The 17,985-nt window shown below is 75.2% G+C and carries 16 protein-coding genes and 1 pseudogene; 7 read left to right on the plus strand and 10 right to left on the minus strand.

The annotated features are described in order from the left end of the window. Positions 1-29: 29 nt before the first annotated feature. The 5 genes from BMZ50_RS01455 to BMZ50_RS01475 all read right to left on the minus strand — a co-directional run bounded on the left by BMZ50_RS01455 (position 30) and on the right by BMZ50_RS01475 (position 6,250). Positions 30-1,661 carry a GMC family oxidoreductase gene (locus tag BMZ50_RS01455; protein WP_245753237.1) on the minus strand — a complete coding sequence of 544 codons (1,632 nt, stop codon included), beginning with the start codon at positions 1,659-1,661 and terminating at the stop codon, positions 30-32. Next, the gene (locus BMZ50_RS01460) at positions 1,654-2,970 is read right to left on the minus strand and encodes a class I adenylate-forming enzyme family protein (protein ID WP_091320285.1); all 1,317 of its coding nucleotides are present in this window, start codon (positions 2,968-2,970) and stop codon (positions 1,654-1,656) included. Before BMZ50_RS01460 ends, BMZ50_RS01455 begins: the two co-directional genes overlap by 8 nt. Then, a complete protein-coding gene (locus tag BMZ50_RS01465; RefSeq protein WP_091320289.1) occupies positions 2,967-3,836 on the minus strand; it encodes an MBL fold metallo-hydrolase in 870 nt (289 codons plus the stop codon). Before BMZ50_RS01465 ends, BMZ50_RS01460 begins: the two co-directional genes overlap by 4 nt. Positions 3,837-3,881: 45 nt before the next feature. Further along, positions 3,882-5,138, minus strand: a complete 1,257-nt coding sequence (locus BMZ50_RS01470; RefSeq protein ID WP_245753239.1) for a M23 family metallopeptidase — start codon at positions 5,136-5,138, stop codon at positions 3,882-3,884. A gap of 374 nt (positions 5,139-5,512) precedes the next feature. Next, a complete protein-coding gene (locus tag BMZ50_RS01475; RefSeq protein ID WP_091320295.1) occupies positions 5,513-6,250 on the minus strand; it encodes a GntR family transcriptional regulator in 738 nt (245 codons plus the stop codon). 225 nt (positions 6,251-6,475) lie between these two features. Here BMZ50_RS01475 and BMZ50_RS01480 point away from each other — a divergent pair, with 225 nt between their 5' ends. The 6 genes from BMZ50_RS01480 (at position 6,476) to BMZ50_RS01500 (ending at position 11,699) form a co-directional block, all read left to right on the plus strand. Next, positions 6,476-6,904: a carbohydrate kinase family protein gene (locus BMZ50_RS01480; protein ID WP_218146044.1), complete on the plus strand. Its 429-nt coding sequence runs from the start codon at positions 6,476-6,478 to the stop codon at positions 6,902-6,904. Further along, positions 6,897-7,817: a Cgl0159 family (beta/alpha)8-fold protein gene (locus tag BMZ50_RS01485; protein ID WP_218146045.1), complete on the plus strand. Its 921-nt coding sequence runs from the start codon at positions 6,897-6,899 to the stop codon at positions 7,815-7,817. The genes BMZ50_RS01480 and BMZ50_RS01485 overlap by 8 nt, the downstream gene beginning before the upstream one ends. A gap of 167 nt (positions 7,818-7,984) precedes the next feature. Further along, a complete protein-coding gene (locus BMZ50_RS01490; RefSeq protein ID WP_091320298.1) occupies positions 7,985-8,968 on the plus strand; it encodes a sugar phosphate isomerase/epimerase family protein in 984 nt (327 codons plus the stop codon). Then, complete coding sequence (locus BMZ50_RS01495) at positions 8,965-10,038, plus strand: Gfo/Idh/MocA family protein (protein WP_091320300.1); 1,074 nt, start codon at positions 8,965-8,967, stop codon at positions 10,036-10,038. The genes BMZ50_RS01490 and BMZ50_RS01495 overlap by 4 nt, the downstream gene beginning before the upstream one ends. Then, positions 10,035-10,187 (plus strand): hypothetical protein, encoded by a 153-nt coding sequence (locus BMZ50_RS23920; RefSeq protein WP_177212580.1) that lies wholly within the window; start codon positions 10,035-10,037, stop codon positions 10,185-10,187. The genes BMZ50_RS01495 and BMZ50_RS23920 overlap by 4 nt, the downstream gene beginning before the upstream one ends. A gap of 18 nt (positions 10,188-10,205) precedes the next feature. After that, complete coding sequence (locus tag BMZ50_RS01500; RefSeq protein ID WP_091320302.1) at positions 10,206-11,699, plus strand: CoA-acylating methylmalonate-semialdehyde dehydrogenase; 1,494 nt, start codon at positions 10,206-10,208, stop codon at positions 11,697-11,699. Between the two features lie 51 nt (positions 11,700-11,750). Here the strand turns inward: BMZ50_RS01500 and BMZ50_RS01505 are convergent, their stop codons facing one another. The 4 genes and pseudogenes from BMZ50_RS01505 to BMZ50_RS23530 form a co-directional block, all read right to left on the minus strand. Further along, positions 11,751-12,530: a TIM barrel protein gene (locus BMZ50_RS01505; RefSeq protein WP_091320306.1), complete on the minus strand. Its 780-nt coding sequence runs from the start codon at positions 12,528-12,530 to the stop codon at positions 11,751-11,753. After that, positions 12,527-13,543 carry a Gfo/Idh/MocA family oxidoreductase gene (locus BMZ50_RS01510; protein WP_245753241.1) on the minus strand — a complete coding sequence of 339 codons (1,017 nt, stop codon included), beginning with the start codon at positions 13,541-13,543 and terminating at the stop codon, positions 12,527-12,529. Before BMZ50_RS01510 ends, BMZ50_RS01505 begins: the two co-directional genes overlap by 4 nt. After that, positions 13,540-15,797 (minus strand): annotated as a pseudogene (locus tag BMZ50_RS25340) (cytochrome P450). The gene BMZ50_RS01510 and the pseudogene BMZ50_RS25340 overlap by 4 nt, the downstream one beginning before the upstream one ends. Before the next feature lie 36 nt (positions 15,798-15,833). After that, on the minus strand, positions 15,834-16,010 hold the full coding sequence (locus BMZ50_RS23530) for a hypothetical protein (RefSeq protein WP_143087049.1): 177 nt from the start codon (positions 16,008-16,010) through the stop codon (positions 15,834-15,836). A gap of 117 nt (positions 16,011-16,127) precedes the next feature. Between BMZ50_RS23530 and BMZ50_RS01525 the strand changes: the two genes are divergently transcribed. Continuing rightward, positions 16,128-17,150: a LacI family DNA-binding transcriptional regulator gene (locus BMZ50_RS01525; protein ID WP_218146046.1), complete on the plus strand. Its 1,023-nt coding sequence runs from the start codon at positions 16,128-16,130 to the stop codon at positions 17,148-17,150. Positions 17,151-17,169: 19 nt separating this feature from the next. On the opposite strand, the gene BMZ50_RS01530 is transcribed toward BMZ50_RS01525, so the two are convergent. Next, positions 17,170-17,985, minus strand: a complete 816-nt coding sequence (locus BMZ50_RS01530) for an ATP-binding cassette domain-containing protein (RefSeq protein WP_091320317.1) — start codon at positions 17,983-17,985, stop codon at positions 17,170-17,172.

Raw genomic sequence — 17,985 nt, forward strand, 5'->3', positions numbered from 1 at the left:
GGGCCGCGTCCGACCCGTGTGAGCCCGACTCAGCCGGTCATGAGCTCGGCGGCCCGCTCGCCGAGCATCACCGCGGTCGCCGCCGGCCCGCGCGAGGTCACCCGGGGCATGACCGAGGTGTCGACGACGCGCAGCCCATCGACCCCGCGGACCCGCAGGTGCTGGTCGACCACCGCTCCGTGGTCCGACACCGGGCCCATCCGGGCGGTGCCCGCCAGGTGCACCGCCGTGGCCAGGTGCCGCCGGATCCACCGGTCCAGCTGCCGGTCGTCACCGAGCACGTCGTCGGGCAGCCCGGTCCGCTCGGCCACCAGCGGTGCCAGGGACGGCGTCCGCAGCAGCTCCGCGGCCAGCCGCACCACCTCCCGCATCCGGCGGCGGTCGGACTCCTCGGTCAGGTAGCGGTACTCGATCCGCGGCGGCACCGCCGGGTCGGCGGAGACCAGGGACAGCTGCCCCCGGCTGTCCTCCCGCTGCAGGGCCACCCCGAGGAACAGGTCGTCGCGCCGCCTGCCTGCGTCCAGCAGCCGGTGCAGGGAGGCACCGCGCACGGCCCGCAGCGTGCGCGCCGGCCGGCGCAGCACCTCGGCGACGCCCCCGAGCCGCGCACCGGCCGACCGGTCGAGCATCACCCGGCTGAACGGCTTGAGCCACGGCAGGACCTCCAGGTCGCCGGGCACCGCCGAGCCCTCGGCCGTGAGGTTCAGGACGCTGTGCAGCGGCAGCAGGCCGCGCGGCATCGGCAGCGGGCGCGCCGGGCGGTAGGTGACGTAGAGGTCGGGGTGGTCGGTGAACTCCGCGCCCACCCCGGGGACGTCGGCCACCACCTCGATGCCGGCCTCCCGCAGCCGATCGGCCGGGCCGATGCCGGAGAGCAGCAGCAGGTGCGGCGAGCCGACGGCGCCGGCGCTGAGCACCACCTCGCCGGCGCGGACGACGCCGTCCGCCGTCTCCACGCCGACCGCCCGGCCGTGCTCGACGACGACCCGCCGCACCGTGACGTCCCCGCGCACGGTCAGGTTCGGCAGCTGCCGGCGGGGCGAGAGGTAGGCCATCGCCGTGTTGACCCGGGTGCCGCCGACCACGTTGAACGGGATCGGCCCGAAGCCGGGGGCGCCGTCGGCGTTCTTGTCCGGCTCGGCCGGGAAGCCCAGCTCCGCGGTGGCCGCGCCGAACGCCTCGACCAGCGGGTGGCCGCCGGGCCGGCGGGTGACCGGAACCGGCCCGGCAGCGCCGTGCCCGGCCCGGGCGCCGTACTGCGCGTCGGCCTCCAGCCGTACGAACGCCGGCAGCACCCGCTCGTAGGACCACAGATCGTTGCCGGCGGCGGCCCAGCCGTCGAAGTCGGCCCGGGTGCCGCGGATGAAGTAGGTGCCGTTGAGCGCGCTCGAGCCGCCCACCACCCGGCCGCGGGGCACGGGGAAGGTGACCTCCTCGGAGAGCACCCCGGTCAGGTTCCAGTTGGCCGGGTGGCCCGGCACCGCGGCGCCCATGGCCGCGGCGTCGGTGAGCACCCGCGGGAAGTCCTCCGGGCGGGCGTGGTCGGCCCCCGCCTCGAGCAGCAGCACCCGGCGCCCGGCGTCGGCCAGCCGCGCGGCCAGCGGCGCCCCGGCCGACCCGGCACCGACCACGACGACGTCCCAGTCCCCGGCCTCAGCCACCTGCCAGACCGAGGGCCTCCGGGAGGTCCAGCCGGCGGACCTTGCCCGTCGAGGTGCGCGGCAGCTCATCCACCGGGTGCAGGCTCTTGGGCCGCTTGGCCGGGCTCAGCCGCGCCCGGGCCCAGGCGTCCAGCTCCGCGGGGTCGGCGGTGCCCACGTAGGCGGCCACCACCCGCTGGCCCCACTCCTCGTCCGCGATGCCGACCACGGCGCTCTCCACGACCCCGGGGTGGGTGTCGAGGACGGCCTCCACCTCGGCGGGGTAGACGTTCACCCCGCCGGAGATGACCAGGTCCTCGCGGCGGCCGTCCAGCCACACCGTGCCGTCGTCGTCGACCCGGCCGAGGTCCCCGACGGTGACCCGGTCGCCGCGCCAGGCGGCCGCGGTCTTCTCCGGCGCCCGCCAGTACTCGAACCGGGCCCACCGCGGCACCGCGCACCACAGCTGGCCGCGCGCGTCGGTCGAGAGCTGCCGCGCCGGGCGGGCCCGGCCGACGCTGCCGGGGTGGGCGAGCCAGTCCTCCGGCGAGCAGACGGTGAACTGGGCCTCGGTGGAGCCGTAGAACTCCCAGACGCTGCCGGGCGGCGCGGCGTCGAGGACGGCGCGCTTGAGCGGCTGCGGGCAGGGCGCCCCGGCGTGCACCAGCCGGCGGAAGGAGGACCACTCCACGCCGCCGTGCGCGAGCAGCCGCTGCAGGTGGGTGGGCACGCAGAAGGCGGTGGTCGGCCGCAGCGTCGCGATCGCCTCCGCGGCGCGGCCGACGTCGAACGGCCCCGGCAGCAACACCTCCCCGCCGGCCAGCAGGGTGTGCACAGCGAAGCGCAGCGGCGCCGAGTGGTGCAGCGGGGAGAGCACCAGATGCCGGTCACCGGGGACGAAGCCCCAGAGGTCGATCTCCTCGACGGCCAGCGCGCGGGCGTCGTCCTCGGCCAGGACGCCCGACCACACGCCCTTGCGCCGGCCGGTGGTCCCCGACGTGTAGTGCATGGGCCGGGCCAGCGGGACGTCGGCGAGCTCGGCCTCCTCGCGGCCGGTGAGCAGCCGGTCGGGCTCGCTGCCGAGGTCGAGGGCCGGGTCGGCGTCCGCGGCGAGCGCGGCCCGCTCGGCCTCCGGCAGCGCCGGGTCCAGCACGACCGGCACGATCCCGGTGCGCAGGGCGCCGAGGACGGCGGCGAGCAGGGCCGGCGAGGCCGCAGCCGACACCAGCAGCCGGTCGCCCGCGCGCAGGCCCGCGCCGCGCAGCGCCGCGGCCGCCCGCCGCTGGTCGCGCACGCTGTCGGCGGCCCGGACGACGGCGACCCCGCTCATGACAGCCGCACCCGGCCGTCGAGCGGGCCCTCCACGACCCCCTCGGCGAGCAGTTTCGCCAGCGTCGCCCGGGTGGACTGCGCGGCGGCCGGCCACACGGTGCGCGGCACCTCCGCGTACACCGTCGCGACCAGCTCGCCGACGGTGCGGGCGCCCTCGCGCAGGGCGGCGAGCAGCTGCCCCTCCCGCATCGCGCGGTGCGCCAGGTAGTAGTCGAGGACGGCGCCCGGATCCTCGGTGAGCTCGGGGCCGTGCCCGCAGTACAGCGCGCTCGGGCCCAGGGCGTGCACCCGGCGCAGTGATTCCAGATAGGCGAGCACGTCGCCCTCGGGATGGGTGACCACCGACGTGCCGCGGCCCAGCACGTGGTCGCCGATCAGCACCGATCCGGACTCCAGCCGGAAGGCCAGGTGGTCGGCGCAGTGCCCGGGGGTGGGGACGACGCCGATCGTCGTCCCGGCCAGGGCCAGCTGCTCCCCCGGGGCCAGCACCCGCCCGCCGGGCCCGGCGACCCGCGGGTCGGCGGCGGCGACCCGGGCACCGAACCGCGCGGCCCAGGGCAGCGCGGCCTCGGCGTGGTCACCGTGGTGGTGGGTGACCAGGACGGCGGTGCAGCGGGCGTCCCGCTGCGCGAGGGCCGTCTCCACCGCGGCCAGGTGCACCGGGTCGTCGGGGCCGGGGTCGACCAGCACGGCCTGCCCGCTGCCGGGGGCGCCCACCAGGTAGGTGTTGGTGCCGTCGAGGGTCATCGGCGAGGGGTTGGGGGCGAGCACCCGGGTGACCAGCGGCTCCAGCACCGCCGTCCGGGGCATGGCCCCGGGCTCCGGGAGGTCCCATGTCGCGCGCGGGTCAGCCGGGACGTCCACGGCTGGCACGGTAGCGGCGGCGCCCGGCGCCGGCGCGACGGGCGGTCAGCAGCCGCTGATCTCCACGCCGCGGGCGCGCAGCCACGGCGCGGGGTCGACCGCCCCGCTGTACATGCCACCGTTCGGGTGTACCTCGAAGTGCAGGTGCGGGCCGGTGGACTGGCCGCGGTTGCCGACCTCGGCGATCGGCTCGCCGGCCACCACGCGCTCGCCGGCACGGACGTAGTAGTCGTTCACGTGGCCGTAGACGGTCACCGCGCCGTCGTCCCCGCGGATGTAGACGGCGAGGCCGAAGCCGGTGGCCGTGCCGGCCCGCTCGACGATGCCGGAGTGGGCGGCGTAGATCGGCGTCCCGATCGGGGCGGCGATGTCGACGCCGGCGTGCAGGGCACCCCAGCGCCAGCCGTAGCAGCTGGAGGTGCGGCCGGAGGTGGGCTTGACGTACGGGCCGGAGCCACCCGAGCCCGCCGAGGCGGCGGCGCTCCCGCGCGACCCGCTGCTGGCCGACCGGGCCGCGGCCGCGGCCGCAGCCGCCTCCTCCGCGGCGCGGCGTGCGGCCGCGGCCGCGGCCGCCTCCTCGGCGGCCTTCTGGGCCTGCCACTGCTGGTAGGCGTTGCGGGCGCCCTGCAGCTCGAGCAGCTGGATCTCGGCGGCCTGCAGCTGCTGCTCGTACTCGGCCCGCTGCGCGGCGACCTGGTCGTAGGCGCTCTGCTGAGCGGCCAGCTGGCTGTCGGCGGCGAGCTTGGCGGCCTCGGCCTCGGCCTCGGCGGTGGCCATCCGGTCGCGGGCGGCGCGGGCGGCCGAGTCGGCGTTAGCCTGCTGCACGCGGGCGATCTCGAGCTGGCCGAGGACGTCGATCTGGTTGGCCGAGACGTAGTCGAGCATCGCGGCCCGCTCGATGAGCTGGGCCGGCCCCTCGGCGTCGAGCAGCACGGCCGCGCCGGAGAAGGTGCTGCCGTTCATGTAGCTGTCGCGGGAGAAGCCGGCGATCCGGCCCAGGGCCGCGTCCACGGCGTCCGCGGCCACCTGCAGCTCCGCCGCGGTCCGCTCCGCCTCGGCCTGGGCCAGCTCGAGGGCCTCCTCGGCGGCCAGGTAGGCGGCGCCGGCGGCCTCGGCCTGGACCGTGAAGCGCTCCAGCTCGGCCCCGGACTCGGTGACGAGGGCGGCGAGGCGCCCCACCTCGGCGGCAGCGGCGTCCTGCGCGGACTGCGCGGCACCGAGCTCACCGTCGGTCGGGTTGGGGGGCGGGGGCGGGACGGCCCCGGCGGGTGCGGCGGCCCCCAGCAGGACCGCGCCGGTCACGATCCCCGCGAGGAGGGCCCGTGCGACCCCGGACGCGGCCGACGATCGCCGGCGACGACGGCACTGCTGCATGTCGCTCCCTGGAGAAGAGGGCGTGGAACCGGCGCAGCCTGGCATCGTGACGGTCGGCGACCAAGTCACCACGCGGCACAGTGGTCACACTGTGACCATCCGGCGCCGGTTCCACATCTATCCCTCTTGTTCTCGTCACCCGGACGGATGACCTTGAGGGCTGGCGCCCGCCTTTGTGCAGACCGGGCCGTTGCGTTCCTGCCGCGGGCGCGGCCGGGGCGGCGAACCGGGGTCAGGGAGCGGGCGCGGCGGCGCCAGGGGTGACGAGGATCATGCTGATCGCAGGCCCCTCCGTCGCCGGCTCAGCGGCCGACGAGGGTGGTCTCGAAGTCGTACCGGGACGCGCGGTACAGGTGCTGCCCGAACTCGATGGCCGCGCCCTTGTCGTCGAAGGCCGTGCGCTGCATCGTGAGCAGGGCGGCGCGCGGCGGCTCGTCGAGCAGCCGCGCCTCCTCCGTGCGGGCCAGCCGGGCGCCGATGCGCTGGTGCGCGACCCGCAGGTGCACCCCCTGGCCGCGCAGGTACTGGTAGAGCCCCCGCTCGGAGAGCTCCTCCACCGTGGGGGCGAACCGCCCCGGCAGGTGGTTGGTCATGAGGGCCAGCGGCTCCCCGTGCGAGCGCCGCAGCCGGCGGAGGACGACGATCTCCGCACCCTCGGCGAGGTCCAGCTCTCCGGCCACGTCGGCCGGCGCCGGCCGCCGCTCCAGGGAGAGCACCTCGGTGGTCGGAGCCTCGCCGGCCCGGGCCAGGTCGTCGTAGAGGCTGGTCAGCTCCACCGAGCGGCGCACGTGCGGCTGGATGACCTGTGTGCCCACGCCGCGCTTGCGGACCAGCAGCCCCTTGTCGACGAGCTCCTGCACGGCGCGCCGCACGGTCGGCCGGGAGAGGCCGTGCCGCTGGGCGAGCAGGATCTCGTTCTCCAGCCGCGATCCCGAGGGCAGCTGACCGCCGGCGATCGCCCCCTCGATCGCCTGGGCCAGCTGGAAGTACAGCGGGGTGGGACTGGAGCGGTCGATCTCGAAGGTGGGCGCGGCCGCCACTGAGCTCCTCCTTCGCAGGGCCCTCGCCGGCCCAGACCCTCGTCGGCCACCGGCGATACGCGCCCAGCATCGCACGCCGGGCCCGCGCCATGATCCGTCGCCTTGATGACAGTATGTCAGGACAAATCATTGACAGCCCCGTGTGTGCCGGAGCACAGTTCGACAGGCACGCAGCGCGGCCCGGAGCCGGGCCCCGCGCCGGTCGCGGAAGGACGGTGGCCCGTCGTGGAGCACCCCCTGGACGTGCCGGCCCTGGGCCGCAGCGGGGTCGACGTGTACCCCCTGCAGATCGGCGTCGGGCTGGAGGACGTGGAGACGTTCGGCAAGTACCTCGGCGGCAGCGCGGCCAACGTCTCCGTCGCCGCCGCGTGGGAGGCCCGCGGCCGCCGCGGGCACACCGTGCTGGACCTGGACTACCGGCCGATGTTCTGGTCCTCCCCCGAGGAGGCGGGCGCGCAGGTCCGCGGCTCGTTGCCGCACGTCACCGTGGCGGTCGGCAACCGCGAGGAGTGCGCGGTCGCGGTCGGCGAGACCGATCCCGACCGCGCGGCCGGGGCCCTGCTGGAGGCCGGTGTCGAGCTCGCGGTGATCGCGGCCGAGATCGAGGCACTGGTCGCCGTCGGCGCTCCCCGCCTGGAGGACTCCCGTGCCTGAGCCCGCCCCCGCCACCGACGTGCTGGACCGCGCCGCGCCGTGCCGGAGCTACGCCGAGATCACCGAGCTGCGCAGCCGCGATCCCGAGGCCGTCGGCCGGGCGCTGGCCGCCCGCGGCCGGCGCGAGGCCTTCCTGCCCGCGGACGGCCGGCTCATGCTGGTCGCAGCCGACCACCCGGCCCGCGGCGCGCTCGCCGCCCAGGGCCGGCCGCTGGCCATGAGCAGCCGCACCGAGATGCTCGACCGGTTGCGGACCGCCCTCGCCCGGCCGGGCGTCGACGGCCTGCTGGCCACCGCGGACGTCGCCGAGGATCTCCTGCTGCTCGGCGCCCTCGAGGACAAGATCGTCGTCGCCTCGATGAACCGCGGCGGCCTGGCCGGAGCCGCCTTCGAGCTCGACGACCGGATGACCGGGTACGACGTCGAGGGCGTGGTGGCCGCCCGCTTCGACGCGGCCAAGATGCTCAACCGGATCGACCTCGAGGACGCCGGCACCGTCGCGATGCTCGAGACGACCGGGCGCACCGTCACCGCGCTGGCCCGGGCCCGGGTCGTGGCCATGCTCGAGCCCTTCCTGTCCCGCCGGATCGACGGCCGGGTGGTCAACGACCTCGGCGCCGAGGCGGTGATCCGGTCCGTGCACGTCGTCCAGGGGCTGGGGGCCACGTCGGCCTACACCTGGCTGAAGCTGCCCGTGGTCGCCGGGATGGCGCGGGTCATGGACGCCACGACCCTGCCGACCCTGCTGCTGGGCGGCGACCCCACCGACGCGCCCGAGGAGACCTACGCGAGCTGGCAGGACGCCCTGGGGCTGCCGTCGGTGCGCGGCCTGGTGGTCGGGCGGACCCTGCTCTACCCCCCGGACGACGACGTCGCCGCCGCCGTGGACACCGCGGTGTCCCTCGTCCACTGAAAGGTCTCCCGATGAAGGTGTGGGGCGACGGCCCGCCTGGTCTCCGCGGTGTCCACGCTGCCGAGCACGCAGGAGGCCCGCACCGTCTACGAGCGCGCGAAGGCCGCGCAACGGCCCTCCCTGCGCCCGGCCCAACCCTGACCGCCCCGTCCCAGGAGGAGGACCGCATGAGCACGGACAGCCAGGTGGCGCCCGCCCAGCCGCAGCGCACCGGCCGGAGCCGGATCCGGATCGGGTCGGCGCCCGACTCGTGGGGCGTCTGGTTCCCCGACGATCCGCAGCAGGTGCCGTGGCAGCGCTTCCTCGACGAGGTCAGCGCCTGCGGCTACGAGTGGATCGAGCTGGGCCCCTACGGCTACCTCCCCACCGACCGGGCCCGGCTGGCCGACGAGCTCGGCGCCCGCGGCCTGCGCGTCTCGGGCGGGACGGTGTTCGAGCACCTGCACCGCCCCGACTCCTGGGACGACGTGTGGGCGCAGGTGCGCGGCGTCGCGGCGCTGACCGCGGCGATGGGCGGCACCCACGTCGTCGTCATCCCCGACACCTTCCGCGACCAGAAGACCGGAGCCGACATCGAGTCCCGGCACCTCTCCCTCGAGGCCTGGCGGGCCAAGACCACCGGCGTGGACCGGCTGGGCCGCGCGGTGCGGGAGGAGTACGGCCTGTCCATCGCCTTCCACCCGCACGCGGAGACGCACGTCGGCCACCAGTCCGACATCGAGCGGTTCCTGGCCGACACCGACCCGGCGTACGTGCCGCTGTGCCTGGACACCGGGCACGTCAGCTACTACCGGGGCGACAACCTCGACCTGATCCGCCGCTATCCCGAGCGGATCGGCTACCTGCACCTCAAGCAGGTGGACCCGGTGGTGATCGACGAGGTGCTGGAGAAGGACATCGTCTGGCCCGAGGCGGTGCGGCGGGGGGCGATGACCGAGCCGCCGAACGGCGTGCCCGCCTACCCGCCGCTGTTCGAGGCCCTCGAGGAGCGGGGGCTGGACGTGTTCGCGATCGTCGAGCACGACCTCTACCCGTGCGATCCCGACGTGCCCCTCCCCATCGCCCGGCGCACCCACCGCTACCTCGGCAGCTGCGGGTTCCCGTCGCTGGAGATCGGCCGCCCGACGGGCTCCCGGGAGGCGCAGGCATGACCACCACCGAAACCCGCGCCGGTGTCCTCCCGGCGATGGCCGAGGTCCCCGCGGCCGAGCTGCGGGTGGCCGTGCTCGGCGTCGGGATCATGGGCGCCGACCACGTGGCCCGCCTGCACAGCCGGGTCTCCGGCGCCCGCGTCGTCGCGGTCAGCGACGCCGCCGCCGACCGGGCCGAGCAGATCGCCGCCACCGTGCCCGGGTGCCGGGTCATCCCCGACCCGCTGACCGCGATCGCCGACCCGGGCGTCGACGCCGTGGTCGTCGCCAGCCCCGGCCGGTTCCACCAGGAGCAGGTGCTGGCCTGCATCGCGGCCGGCAAGCCGGTGCTGTGCGAGAAGCCGCTGACCATGGACGCCGACAGCTCGCTGGCCGTCGTCCGCGCCGAGGACGCGTTCGCCGCCCGCACCGGGCGGCGGCTGGTGCAGGTCGGCTTCATGCGCCGCTTCGACCCCGAGTACGCGCAGCTGCGGGCGCTGATCGCCGCGGGGGAGCTCGGGGAACCCCTGCTGGTGCACTGCGCGCACCGCAACGCCACCGTCCCGCCGCACTTCACCAGCGAGATGATGATCAGCGACTCGGTGGTGCACGAGGCCGACGTCGCCCGGTTCCTGCTCGACGAGGACATCGCGGCGGTCACCGTGCTGCGGCCCCGGGCCAGCCGCCACGCGGTGCCCGGCCAGTCCGATCCGCTGCTGGTGCTGCTCGAGACGACGAGCGGCCGGCTGATCGACGTCGAGTGCTTCGTGAGCACCGGCGTCGGCTACGAGGTGCGCACCGAGGTCGTCGGCGAGGACGGCAGCGCGATGATCGGCCTCGACCTCGGCCTGGTCCGGCACGCCGCCGGGGGCTCCGGGGCCGCCCGGGCCACCGGCATCGCCCCGGACTTCCGGCAACGCTTCGGCCGCGCCTACGACATCGAGCTGCAGCGCTGGTCCGACGCCGCCCGCCGCGGCGGGATCGACGGGCCCGGCGTGTGGGACGGCTACGCCGCCTCGGCCGTGTGCGCGGCGGGCGTGACGGCGCTGCGCTCGGGCCGGCGCACCGAGACCCGGCTGGTGCAGCGATGAGGATCGCCCTGGACCCGCAGATGCTGCCGGTCTCCGAGCGCGAGGGCGTGAAGCCGGGGGGCGAGCAGGCCCGCGAGTCCGGCACCCGGACGCTCGCCGCCATCCGCGAGCTGGTCGCCACGCACTTCCCCGACGACACCACTCCCTGAGCAGCGAGAGAGGCCCCCATGCCCACCGCCATCCCGCACTGGATCGACGGCGCCCGCCGCGAGGGCGCCGGCGGCCGCACGGCCCCGGTCACCGACCCCGCGACGGGGGAGGTGACCGGGTCGGTCGCCCTCGCCGACCCCGCCGAGGTGGACGCCGCGGTGGCCGCGGCCACCGCGGCCTTCCCCGGCTGGCGGGACACCTCACTGTCCCGGCGCACCGCCGTGCTCTTCCGCTTCCGCGAGCTGCTCAACGCCCGCAAGCCGGAGCTGGCCGCGCTCATCACCGCCGAGCACGGCAAGGTCCTCGACGACGCCCTCGGCGAGGTCTCCCGCGGCCAGGAGGTCGTGGAGTACGCCTGCGGGATCCCCTCGCTGGTCCGCGGCGGGTTCACCGAGAACGCCTCGACCGGCGTCGACGTGCACTCGGTGCGCCAGCCGCTGGGCCCGGTGGCGGTGATCAGCCCGTTCAACTTCCCGGCGATGGTCCCGATGTGGTTCTTCCCGATCGCGATCGCCACCGGCAACACCGTCGTCCTCAAGCCGAGCGAGAAGGACCCCTCCGCCTCGCTGTGGATGGCCGAGCTGTGGAAGGAGGCCGGGCTGCCCGACGGGGTGTTCAACGTGCTGCAGGGCGACAAGGTCGCCGTCGACGGCCTGCTGGAGCACCCCGGCATCCGCGGGATTTCCTTCGTCGGGTCCACCCCGATCGCCCGCTACGTCTACGAGACCGGGACGAAGGCCGGCAAGCGGGTGCAGGCCCTCGGCGGGGCGAAGAACCACATGATCGTGCTGCCCGACGCCGACCTGGACCTCGCCGCCGACGCCGCGGTGAACTCCGGTTTCGGCTCGGCCGGGGAGCGGTGCATGGCGATCAGCGCGGTGGTCGCGGTCGGCGGCGTCGGCGACGACCTGGTCGACCGGATCGCCCGGCGCACCGCCACGCTGCGCACCGGCGACGGCCGCAAGGGCGCCGACATGGGGCCGCTGGTCACCGGCGAGCACCGCGACCGGGTGCGCTCCTACGTCGAGGCCGGGGAGGAGGCCGGCGCCAAGCTGGTCGTGGACGGCCGGGAGGTCCGCCCGGACGGGGCCGAGAACGGGTTCTGGCTGGGCCCCACGCTGCTGGACCACGTGCAGCCGCACATGAGCGTCTACACCGACGAGATCTTCGGCCCGGTGCTCTCGGTGCTGCGGGTGGACTCCTACGAGCACGCCCTCGAACTGGTCAACAGCAACCCCTACGGCAACGGCACCGCGATCTTCACCAACGACGGCGGGGCGGCCCGGCGGTTCCAGAACGAGGTCGAGGTCGGGATGATCGGGATCAACGTGCCGATCCCGGTGCCGATGGCGTACTACTCCTTCGGCGGGTGGAAGAACTCGCTGTTCGGCGACTCGCACGCGCACGGCGCCGAGGGCGTGCACTTCTTCACCCGCGGCAAGGTGGTCACCAGCCGCTGGCTCGATCCCAGCCACGGCGGCCTCGACCTCGGCTTCCCGCAGAACGGCTGAGACGGACCGGCGCCGGCGAGACAGGTCTCCGCCGGCGCCGGTCCCCCCGTCTCAGGGGCTGAAGGCGGCGCGGAAGCGGTCGAGCGCCGCCGCGGGATCCCCGGAGGCCCAGCCCTCCAGGGCGACGACCCCGGTGTAGCCCAGGCGGTGCAGCGCGGCGGCGATCGCGGGGTGGTGGATCTCCCCCGTGCCGGGCTCGCACCGCCCGGGGACGTCGGCCACCTGGACCTCCCCGATCAGCGGCAGCGCCCGCTCGACGAGCTGCACGAGGTTCCCCTCGCCGATCTGCGCGTGGTAGAGGTCGAGGTTGAGCCGCAGGTGCGGGCTCCCGACGGCCTCCACCAGCGCGATCGTGTCGGCCGCCCGGGCGAACGGGGTGCCCGGGTGGTCGACGGCGGTGTTGAGGTTCTCCAGCGTGAAGACCCGCCCCGCCCGCTCCCCCAGCTCCGCCAGGCGCTCGAGCGTGCGCGCAGCGGTGAGCCACATCGCCGGGGTCACCCGCTCGGCGGGCACCACCGGCAGTCCCCGCCCGTCGAGCCCCGTCCCGTGCACGTTGAGCCGGGGGCAGTCCAGCTGCTCGGCCACCTTCAGCGACTCCGCGGCCGTGCGCAGCAGCTCCTCGGCACCGTGCGGGTCGGCCAGGGTGCCGCTGACGTAGCCGGTCATCGACGAGAACGCGGCGCCGGTCCGCACCAGCGCATCGACGTCCTTGGTCGTCCAGTCCCAGATCTCCACCTCGAAGCCGAGGCCGGCGATCCGCCGTACGCGCTCGGTGAACGGGAGGTCGAGGAAGAGCATCTCCGCGGACGCCGCCAGCCGGTAGGAGCTCACTTCTCCACCTCGTCGATCCGGACCGGCCGCCCGGCGCGCACCGACTCCGCCGCGGCCAGCGCGATGGCCAGGGCGGCGCGGGCGTCCTCCCCGGTCACCGGCGCCGGTCCCCCGCTGCGCACCGCCTCGACGAACGCGCCCAGCTCGGCGGTGTAGGCGTCCCGGAAGAGCTCCTGGTCACCTCGGACGGTCTCGACGACCCGCCCGGCCGGGCCGGAGAAGGCCAGCCCGCCGCGGCGGCCGTCGCCCATGGTCGCCATGCCGCCGGAGCCGAGCACCTCCCCGCGGACGTCGTAGCCGTAGGCGGCCTCGAAGCAGGCCTCGGCGACGCCCATCGCGCCGTCGTCGAACCGGAGGACGACGACGGCGGTGTCGAGCAGCCCGCGGTCCCGCCACCCCGGTTCCACCAGCGCGTCGGCGACCGCGTGCACCTCGACGACCTCGGCGCCGGGGTGGAGGAAGCGCAACGTGTCGAAGTCGTGGATCAGCGTCTCGAGGAAGATCGTGTCCGGCGGGACGCGCGCGGGGTCGAATCCGCCCGGATCGCGGGTCAGCGACCGCAGCAGCCGGGGCGTGCCCAGCGTGCCGGCGTCCAGCAGTACGCGGGCGGCCCGCCAGTCGGGCGCGAACCGCCGGTTGAACCCGACCTGCAGGACCACCCCGGCCGCGCGGACGGCGTCGATGGCCCGGTCGGCGTCGGCGAGGGTGGCCGCCATCGGCTTCTCGCAGAACACGTGCCGGCCCGCCTCCGCGGCGGCGACCACCAGGGCCGCGTGCGTCCGGGCGGGCGACGCGACGACGACGGCATCCACCGCCGGGTCCTCCCACACCCGGGCCACGTCGGCGTAGCCGCGGCCGGCACCCAGCGCCGCGGCCAGCCGCTCCGCCGCTCCGGGTGCCGGATCGGCCACCGCGACCAGCCGCGCCCCGGGCAGCCGCCGGACCACCGTCTCGCCGTGGAAGGAGCCCATCCGCCCCGACCCGATCAGCGCCACCCCCACCGGCGCGCTCACAGGTCGAGCACCAGACGCGCGGTGCAGGCCCGGGAGACGCAGATCATCATGCAGTCGCCGGCCTGCTGCTCCTCGGGGCTGAGCACCGAGTCGCGGTGGTCGGGGGTGCCCTCGAGGACGCCGGTCTCGCAGGTGCCGCAGGTGCCCTCGGCGCACGAGGAGAGGACGGCGATGCCGGCCTCCTCGACCACCTCGAGGATGGAGCGGTCCGGCGGCACGGGCAGGGTCAGCTCGCTCTGCGCGAGCACCACCTCGAACGCCTCCGTGCGCGCCGGCTCGGCCAGCGGCCTGGCGGTGAACCGTTCCACGTGCAACGAACCGGCCGGCCAGCTCGCGCACCGGTGCTCGACGGCCGCGAGCAGCGGCTCGGGTCCGCAGCAGTAGACCCGCGTGCCGTCGGCAGGCGTGCCCAGCAGCGCGTCGAGGTCGAGCAGGCCGGTCTCGTCCTGCGGCCGCACGGACACCCGGTCGCCGTACCGGGCGAGCTCGTCGAGGAAGGCCATCGAGTCCCGCCGACGGCCGCCGTAGACCAGCCGCCAGTCGGCACCGGCGGCCTCCGCCGCGGCGATCATCGGTAGCAGCGGCGTGATACCGATCCCGCCGCCGATGAACAGGTACCGCGAGGCGTCGACGAGCGGGAAGTTGTTGCGCGGCCCGCGCACCCGGACGACGTCGCCGACCTGCAGCCGCTCGTGCACGTAGACCGAGGTGAGGCCGTCGGCCTCGCGGAAGACGCCCAGCCGCCACACGTGGTGGTCGGCGGGATCGCCGCAGAGGGAGTACTGCCGGGTCCGCATCCCGTCGAGCACCAGGTCGACGTGCGCGCCCGGCGTCCACGGCGGCAGCGGCTGATCGGCCACCTCGCGCAGCGTCAGGACGACGACGCCCTCGGCGCCCTCCCGCTTGCCCTCCACGCGGACGTCGGCCTCGAACTCGGAGCCGACGAGGGTCACGCTGGTGGTCCGGTGCTGCACGGTCTCGACGTGCGGCCGGCTCGCGGTCGGGGTCATCGCTGCTCCCGGGGGGTCGTGGCGGCCGGCACCGGGAACGACAGCGGCAGGTGCGACCAGACGTACATGTTGGGCGTGGTGGCGTAGCGCACCGGCGGGCCGGCGAGGGTGTAGTCGCCGAGGACGGGCAGCGCCTCCTCCAGCGCGACCCTCGCCTCCAGCCGGGCCAGCGGGGCGCCGAGGCAGCCGTGCCGGCCCTCCCCGAACCCGAGGTGGCGGAACCGGCCGCGGGTGACGTCGAAGGACTCCGGGTCGGCGAACTGGCGCTCGTCGCGGTTGGCCGCGCCGTAGACGAGGACCACCCGGCCGCCCTCCGGGATGGTCACGCCGTGCAGGGTGACCTCGCGGGATGTGGTGCGGCCGACGAGCTGGAGCGGGCTGGAGTGGCGGATCGTCTCCTCGACCGCGGCCGGGAGCAGGGCCGGGTCCCGCTGCAGCAGCGCCCGCTGGTCGGGGTTGTCGGCGAGCAGCTTGAACAGCGAGCCGGTGAGCCCGGCGGTGCTCTCCACCCCGCCGAGGAAGAGCACCATCATCAGGCCGAGGATCTCCGAGGCCGGCTCGAGGTGGTCGTCCGCGAACGGCACGCCGTCGATCTCGGCGCGGACCAGCTCGCTGACGACGTCCTGCCGCGGACGGGCGCGCCGGTCCTCCAGCAGCCGGATGAAGTAGTCCCGGATGCCCTCGGTGGCCGCCCGGGCGACCGGGGTCAGGCTGGGGTCGCCGGGACGGCGGTCCTTGAGCTCGTGCACCCAGCGGTCGAGCTGGGCCCGGTCCCCCTCCTCGGCGCTGGGCAGGCCGAGCACGGCGAAGAAGACCTCGTTGGGCATCGGCCAGGCCAGCTCCTGGGCCAGGTCGACCTCGCCCCGGTCCCGCCACCTCGCCACGAGCCCGCGCACGACCTCGCGGATGGCGTCCTCGCGGGCCGCGATCCGGCGGGGCAGGAAGTGCGGCTGCACGACCCGGCGGATCTGGTCGTGCCGCGGGTTGTCGATGTCGGGCAGGAATCCCGGCCCGCTCTGGTCCTTCGCGGTGTCGTCGATGTCGATGCCCTCGTAGCTGAGGAACGTCTCCGGGTCCGTCGCGGCCGCCCGGACGTCCTCGAACCGGGAGAGCGCCCACCAGTTCCACCTCTCGCTGCGGAACACCGGCGCCTCGTCCCGCATCCACCGGTACACGGGGAACGGGTCGGCCTGGAACTCCGGGCTGAACGGGTCGTACTCCATCGCCGTCGGTGCACTGGTCACGGTCTGCTCCGGGGGTGGGGGACGGGGTGCGGCGGGTCAGATCCCGCGTGCGGCGTCGAGGAGGGTCCGCGCGGCAGTGCGCAGCCCCTCGATCGGGTCGAGCTCCTGGTCCTCGTGCTCGATGGCGACCGCCATGCCGGGGTCCACCTTCTGCAGCGCGGCGAGGAACCGGGTCCCGGTCGTGCAGGACGGCGGTGCAGCACCGAGCTTCATGGGTGGAGCCCTCCTCGCGCAGGGCCGGGAACGATCCCGAGAACAGCGCTTAAAGCGCTTTAAGATAAGGGTGAATCATCCGAGCGGTAGGCGCTTATGTCAAGACATGGGAGCGGGATGAACGAAACGGGAGAGAGACGGCGGCCGCGGCTGGCGGACGTCGCGGCCGAGGTGGGCCTGTCGCCGGCGTCGGTATCGCTCGTCCTGCGCGGCGCGCACGGCCCGAGCGCGGCCACCCGGGAACGCGTGCTCGAGGCCGCCGCCCGGCTGGGCTACCGCGCCGACCGCGCGGCGAGCCTGCTCGCCCGGCGCCGGAGCCGGCTGATCGGCGTGATGATGGACGTCCGCAGCGACTACCACGGCGAGCTGGTCGAGGACGTCCACGAGGCGGCCGAGCAGCACGGGTACGACCTCGTCCTGAGCACCCTCACCCGCACCCGGGACGAGCGGCGGGCCGTCGAGACACTGCTGGACTCGCGGTGCGAGGCGCTCGTCCTGCTCGGTCCGGACGCACCGGCCGCCTGGCTCGCGGAGCTGGACCGCCAGCTCCCGGTCGTGGTGGTAGGGCGCGCGCTCGGCTCCCCCGGCGTCGACGTCGTCCGGGCCGCGGACGACGAGGGGGTGAGCCGGGCGGTGGACCACCTGGCCGGGCTGGGGCACGCGGACATCGCCTACGTCGACGGCGGAGCCGGGGAGATCGCCGCCGCCCGGCGGGGCGGGTACCGGCGCGCGATGCGCCGGCACGGCCTGCGCGACCGCGTCCGGGTCGTCCCCGGTGACCACGCGGAGGAGGCCGGCATCCGGGCGGCCGCCGTCCTGACCGCGGGGAGCCCGCGGCCCACGGCGGTCGCGACGTTCAACGACCGCGTCGCCGTGGGGCTGCTCGACGCGCTCAGCCGGGCGGGCATCGCCGTCCCCGGCGAGATCTCGGTCGTGGGCTACGACGACAGCCCGCTGTCCCGCCTGGCGCACGTGGACCTCACGACGGTCAGCCAGAACGCGGCGGGGCTCGTCGAGCACGCCGTCGCCGCCCTCGTCGAGCGGCTGGACGGCGGCCGGACCGAGCACCGCGAGGTCGTCCTGGCCCCGCGCCTGGTCGTGCGGTCGACGACCGGACCACCGGGCCGACCGCCCCGGTGAGGCGGACCGGTGGCGGAGATCAGCGCTCCAGCTCGTGCGAGAGGGCGGCGAGCTCCTGCCCGCCGGCCATCTCGGTGGTGAGCTCCTCCAGGGTGACCTCGGAGCGCTTCTTGTCCAGCACCCGGCGGCCGAGCTTCAGGATGATGAAGTGGTCGCCCACCAGGTAGGCGTGGTGCGGGTTGTGGGTGATGAAGACGACGCCCAGCCCGGCGTCGCGGGCGGCAGCGGTGTACTTGAGGACGACGCCGGACTGCTTGACGCCGAGCGCCGCCGTCGGCTCGTCGAGGATCAGCACCCGAGCCCCGAAGTACACCGCCCGGGCGATCGCGACGCACTGCCGCTGCCCACCCGACAGCGTTCCGATCGGCTGGTTGATGTCCTTGACGACGATGCCCATCTTCTGCAGCTCGGCGTCGGCGATCTCCCGCATGGCCTTGATGTCGAGCGGGGCCAGCGGGTAGCTGCCCTTGCGGATCTCCGAGCCGAGGAAGAAGTTGCGCCAGACCTCCATGAGGGGCACCACGGCCAGGTCCTGGTAGACCGTGGCGATGCCGTGGTCCAGCGACTCCCGCGGCGAGCCGAAGTGGACCTCCTTGCCGTCCACCTTGACCGTGCCCTCGGTGTGCGGGTGCAGCCCAGAGATGATCTTGATGAGGGTGGACTTGCCGGCTCCGTTGTCACCCAGCACGCAGGCGACCTCCCCGGCGTTGACCGTCAGGTTGATGCCCTCCAGCGCCCGGATGGCGCCGTAGCTCTTGCCGCAGCCGTCCATCTCGACCAGCGGCGTGCCGGCCTTCAGGTCGCGGGCGGCGTGTTCGGCCAGGGTGTCGGTCAC

The organism is Geodermatophilus ruber (genome assembly GCF_900114385.1).
GTDB lineage: Bacteria > Actinomycetota > Actinomycetes > Mycobacteriales > Geodermatophilaceae > Geodermatophilus > Geodermatophilus ruber.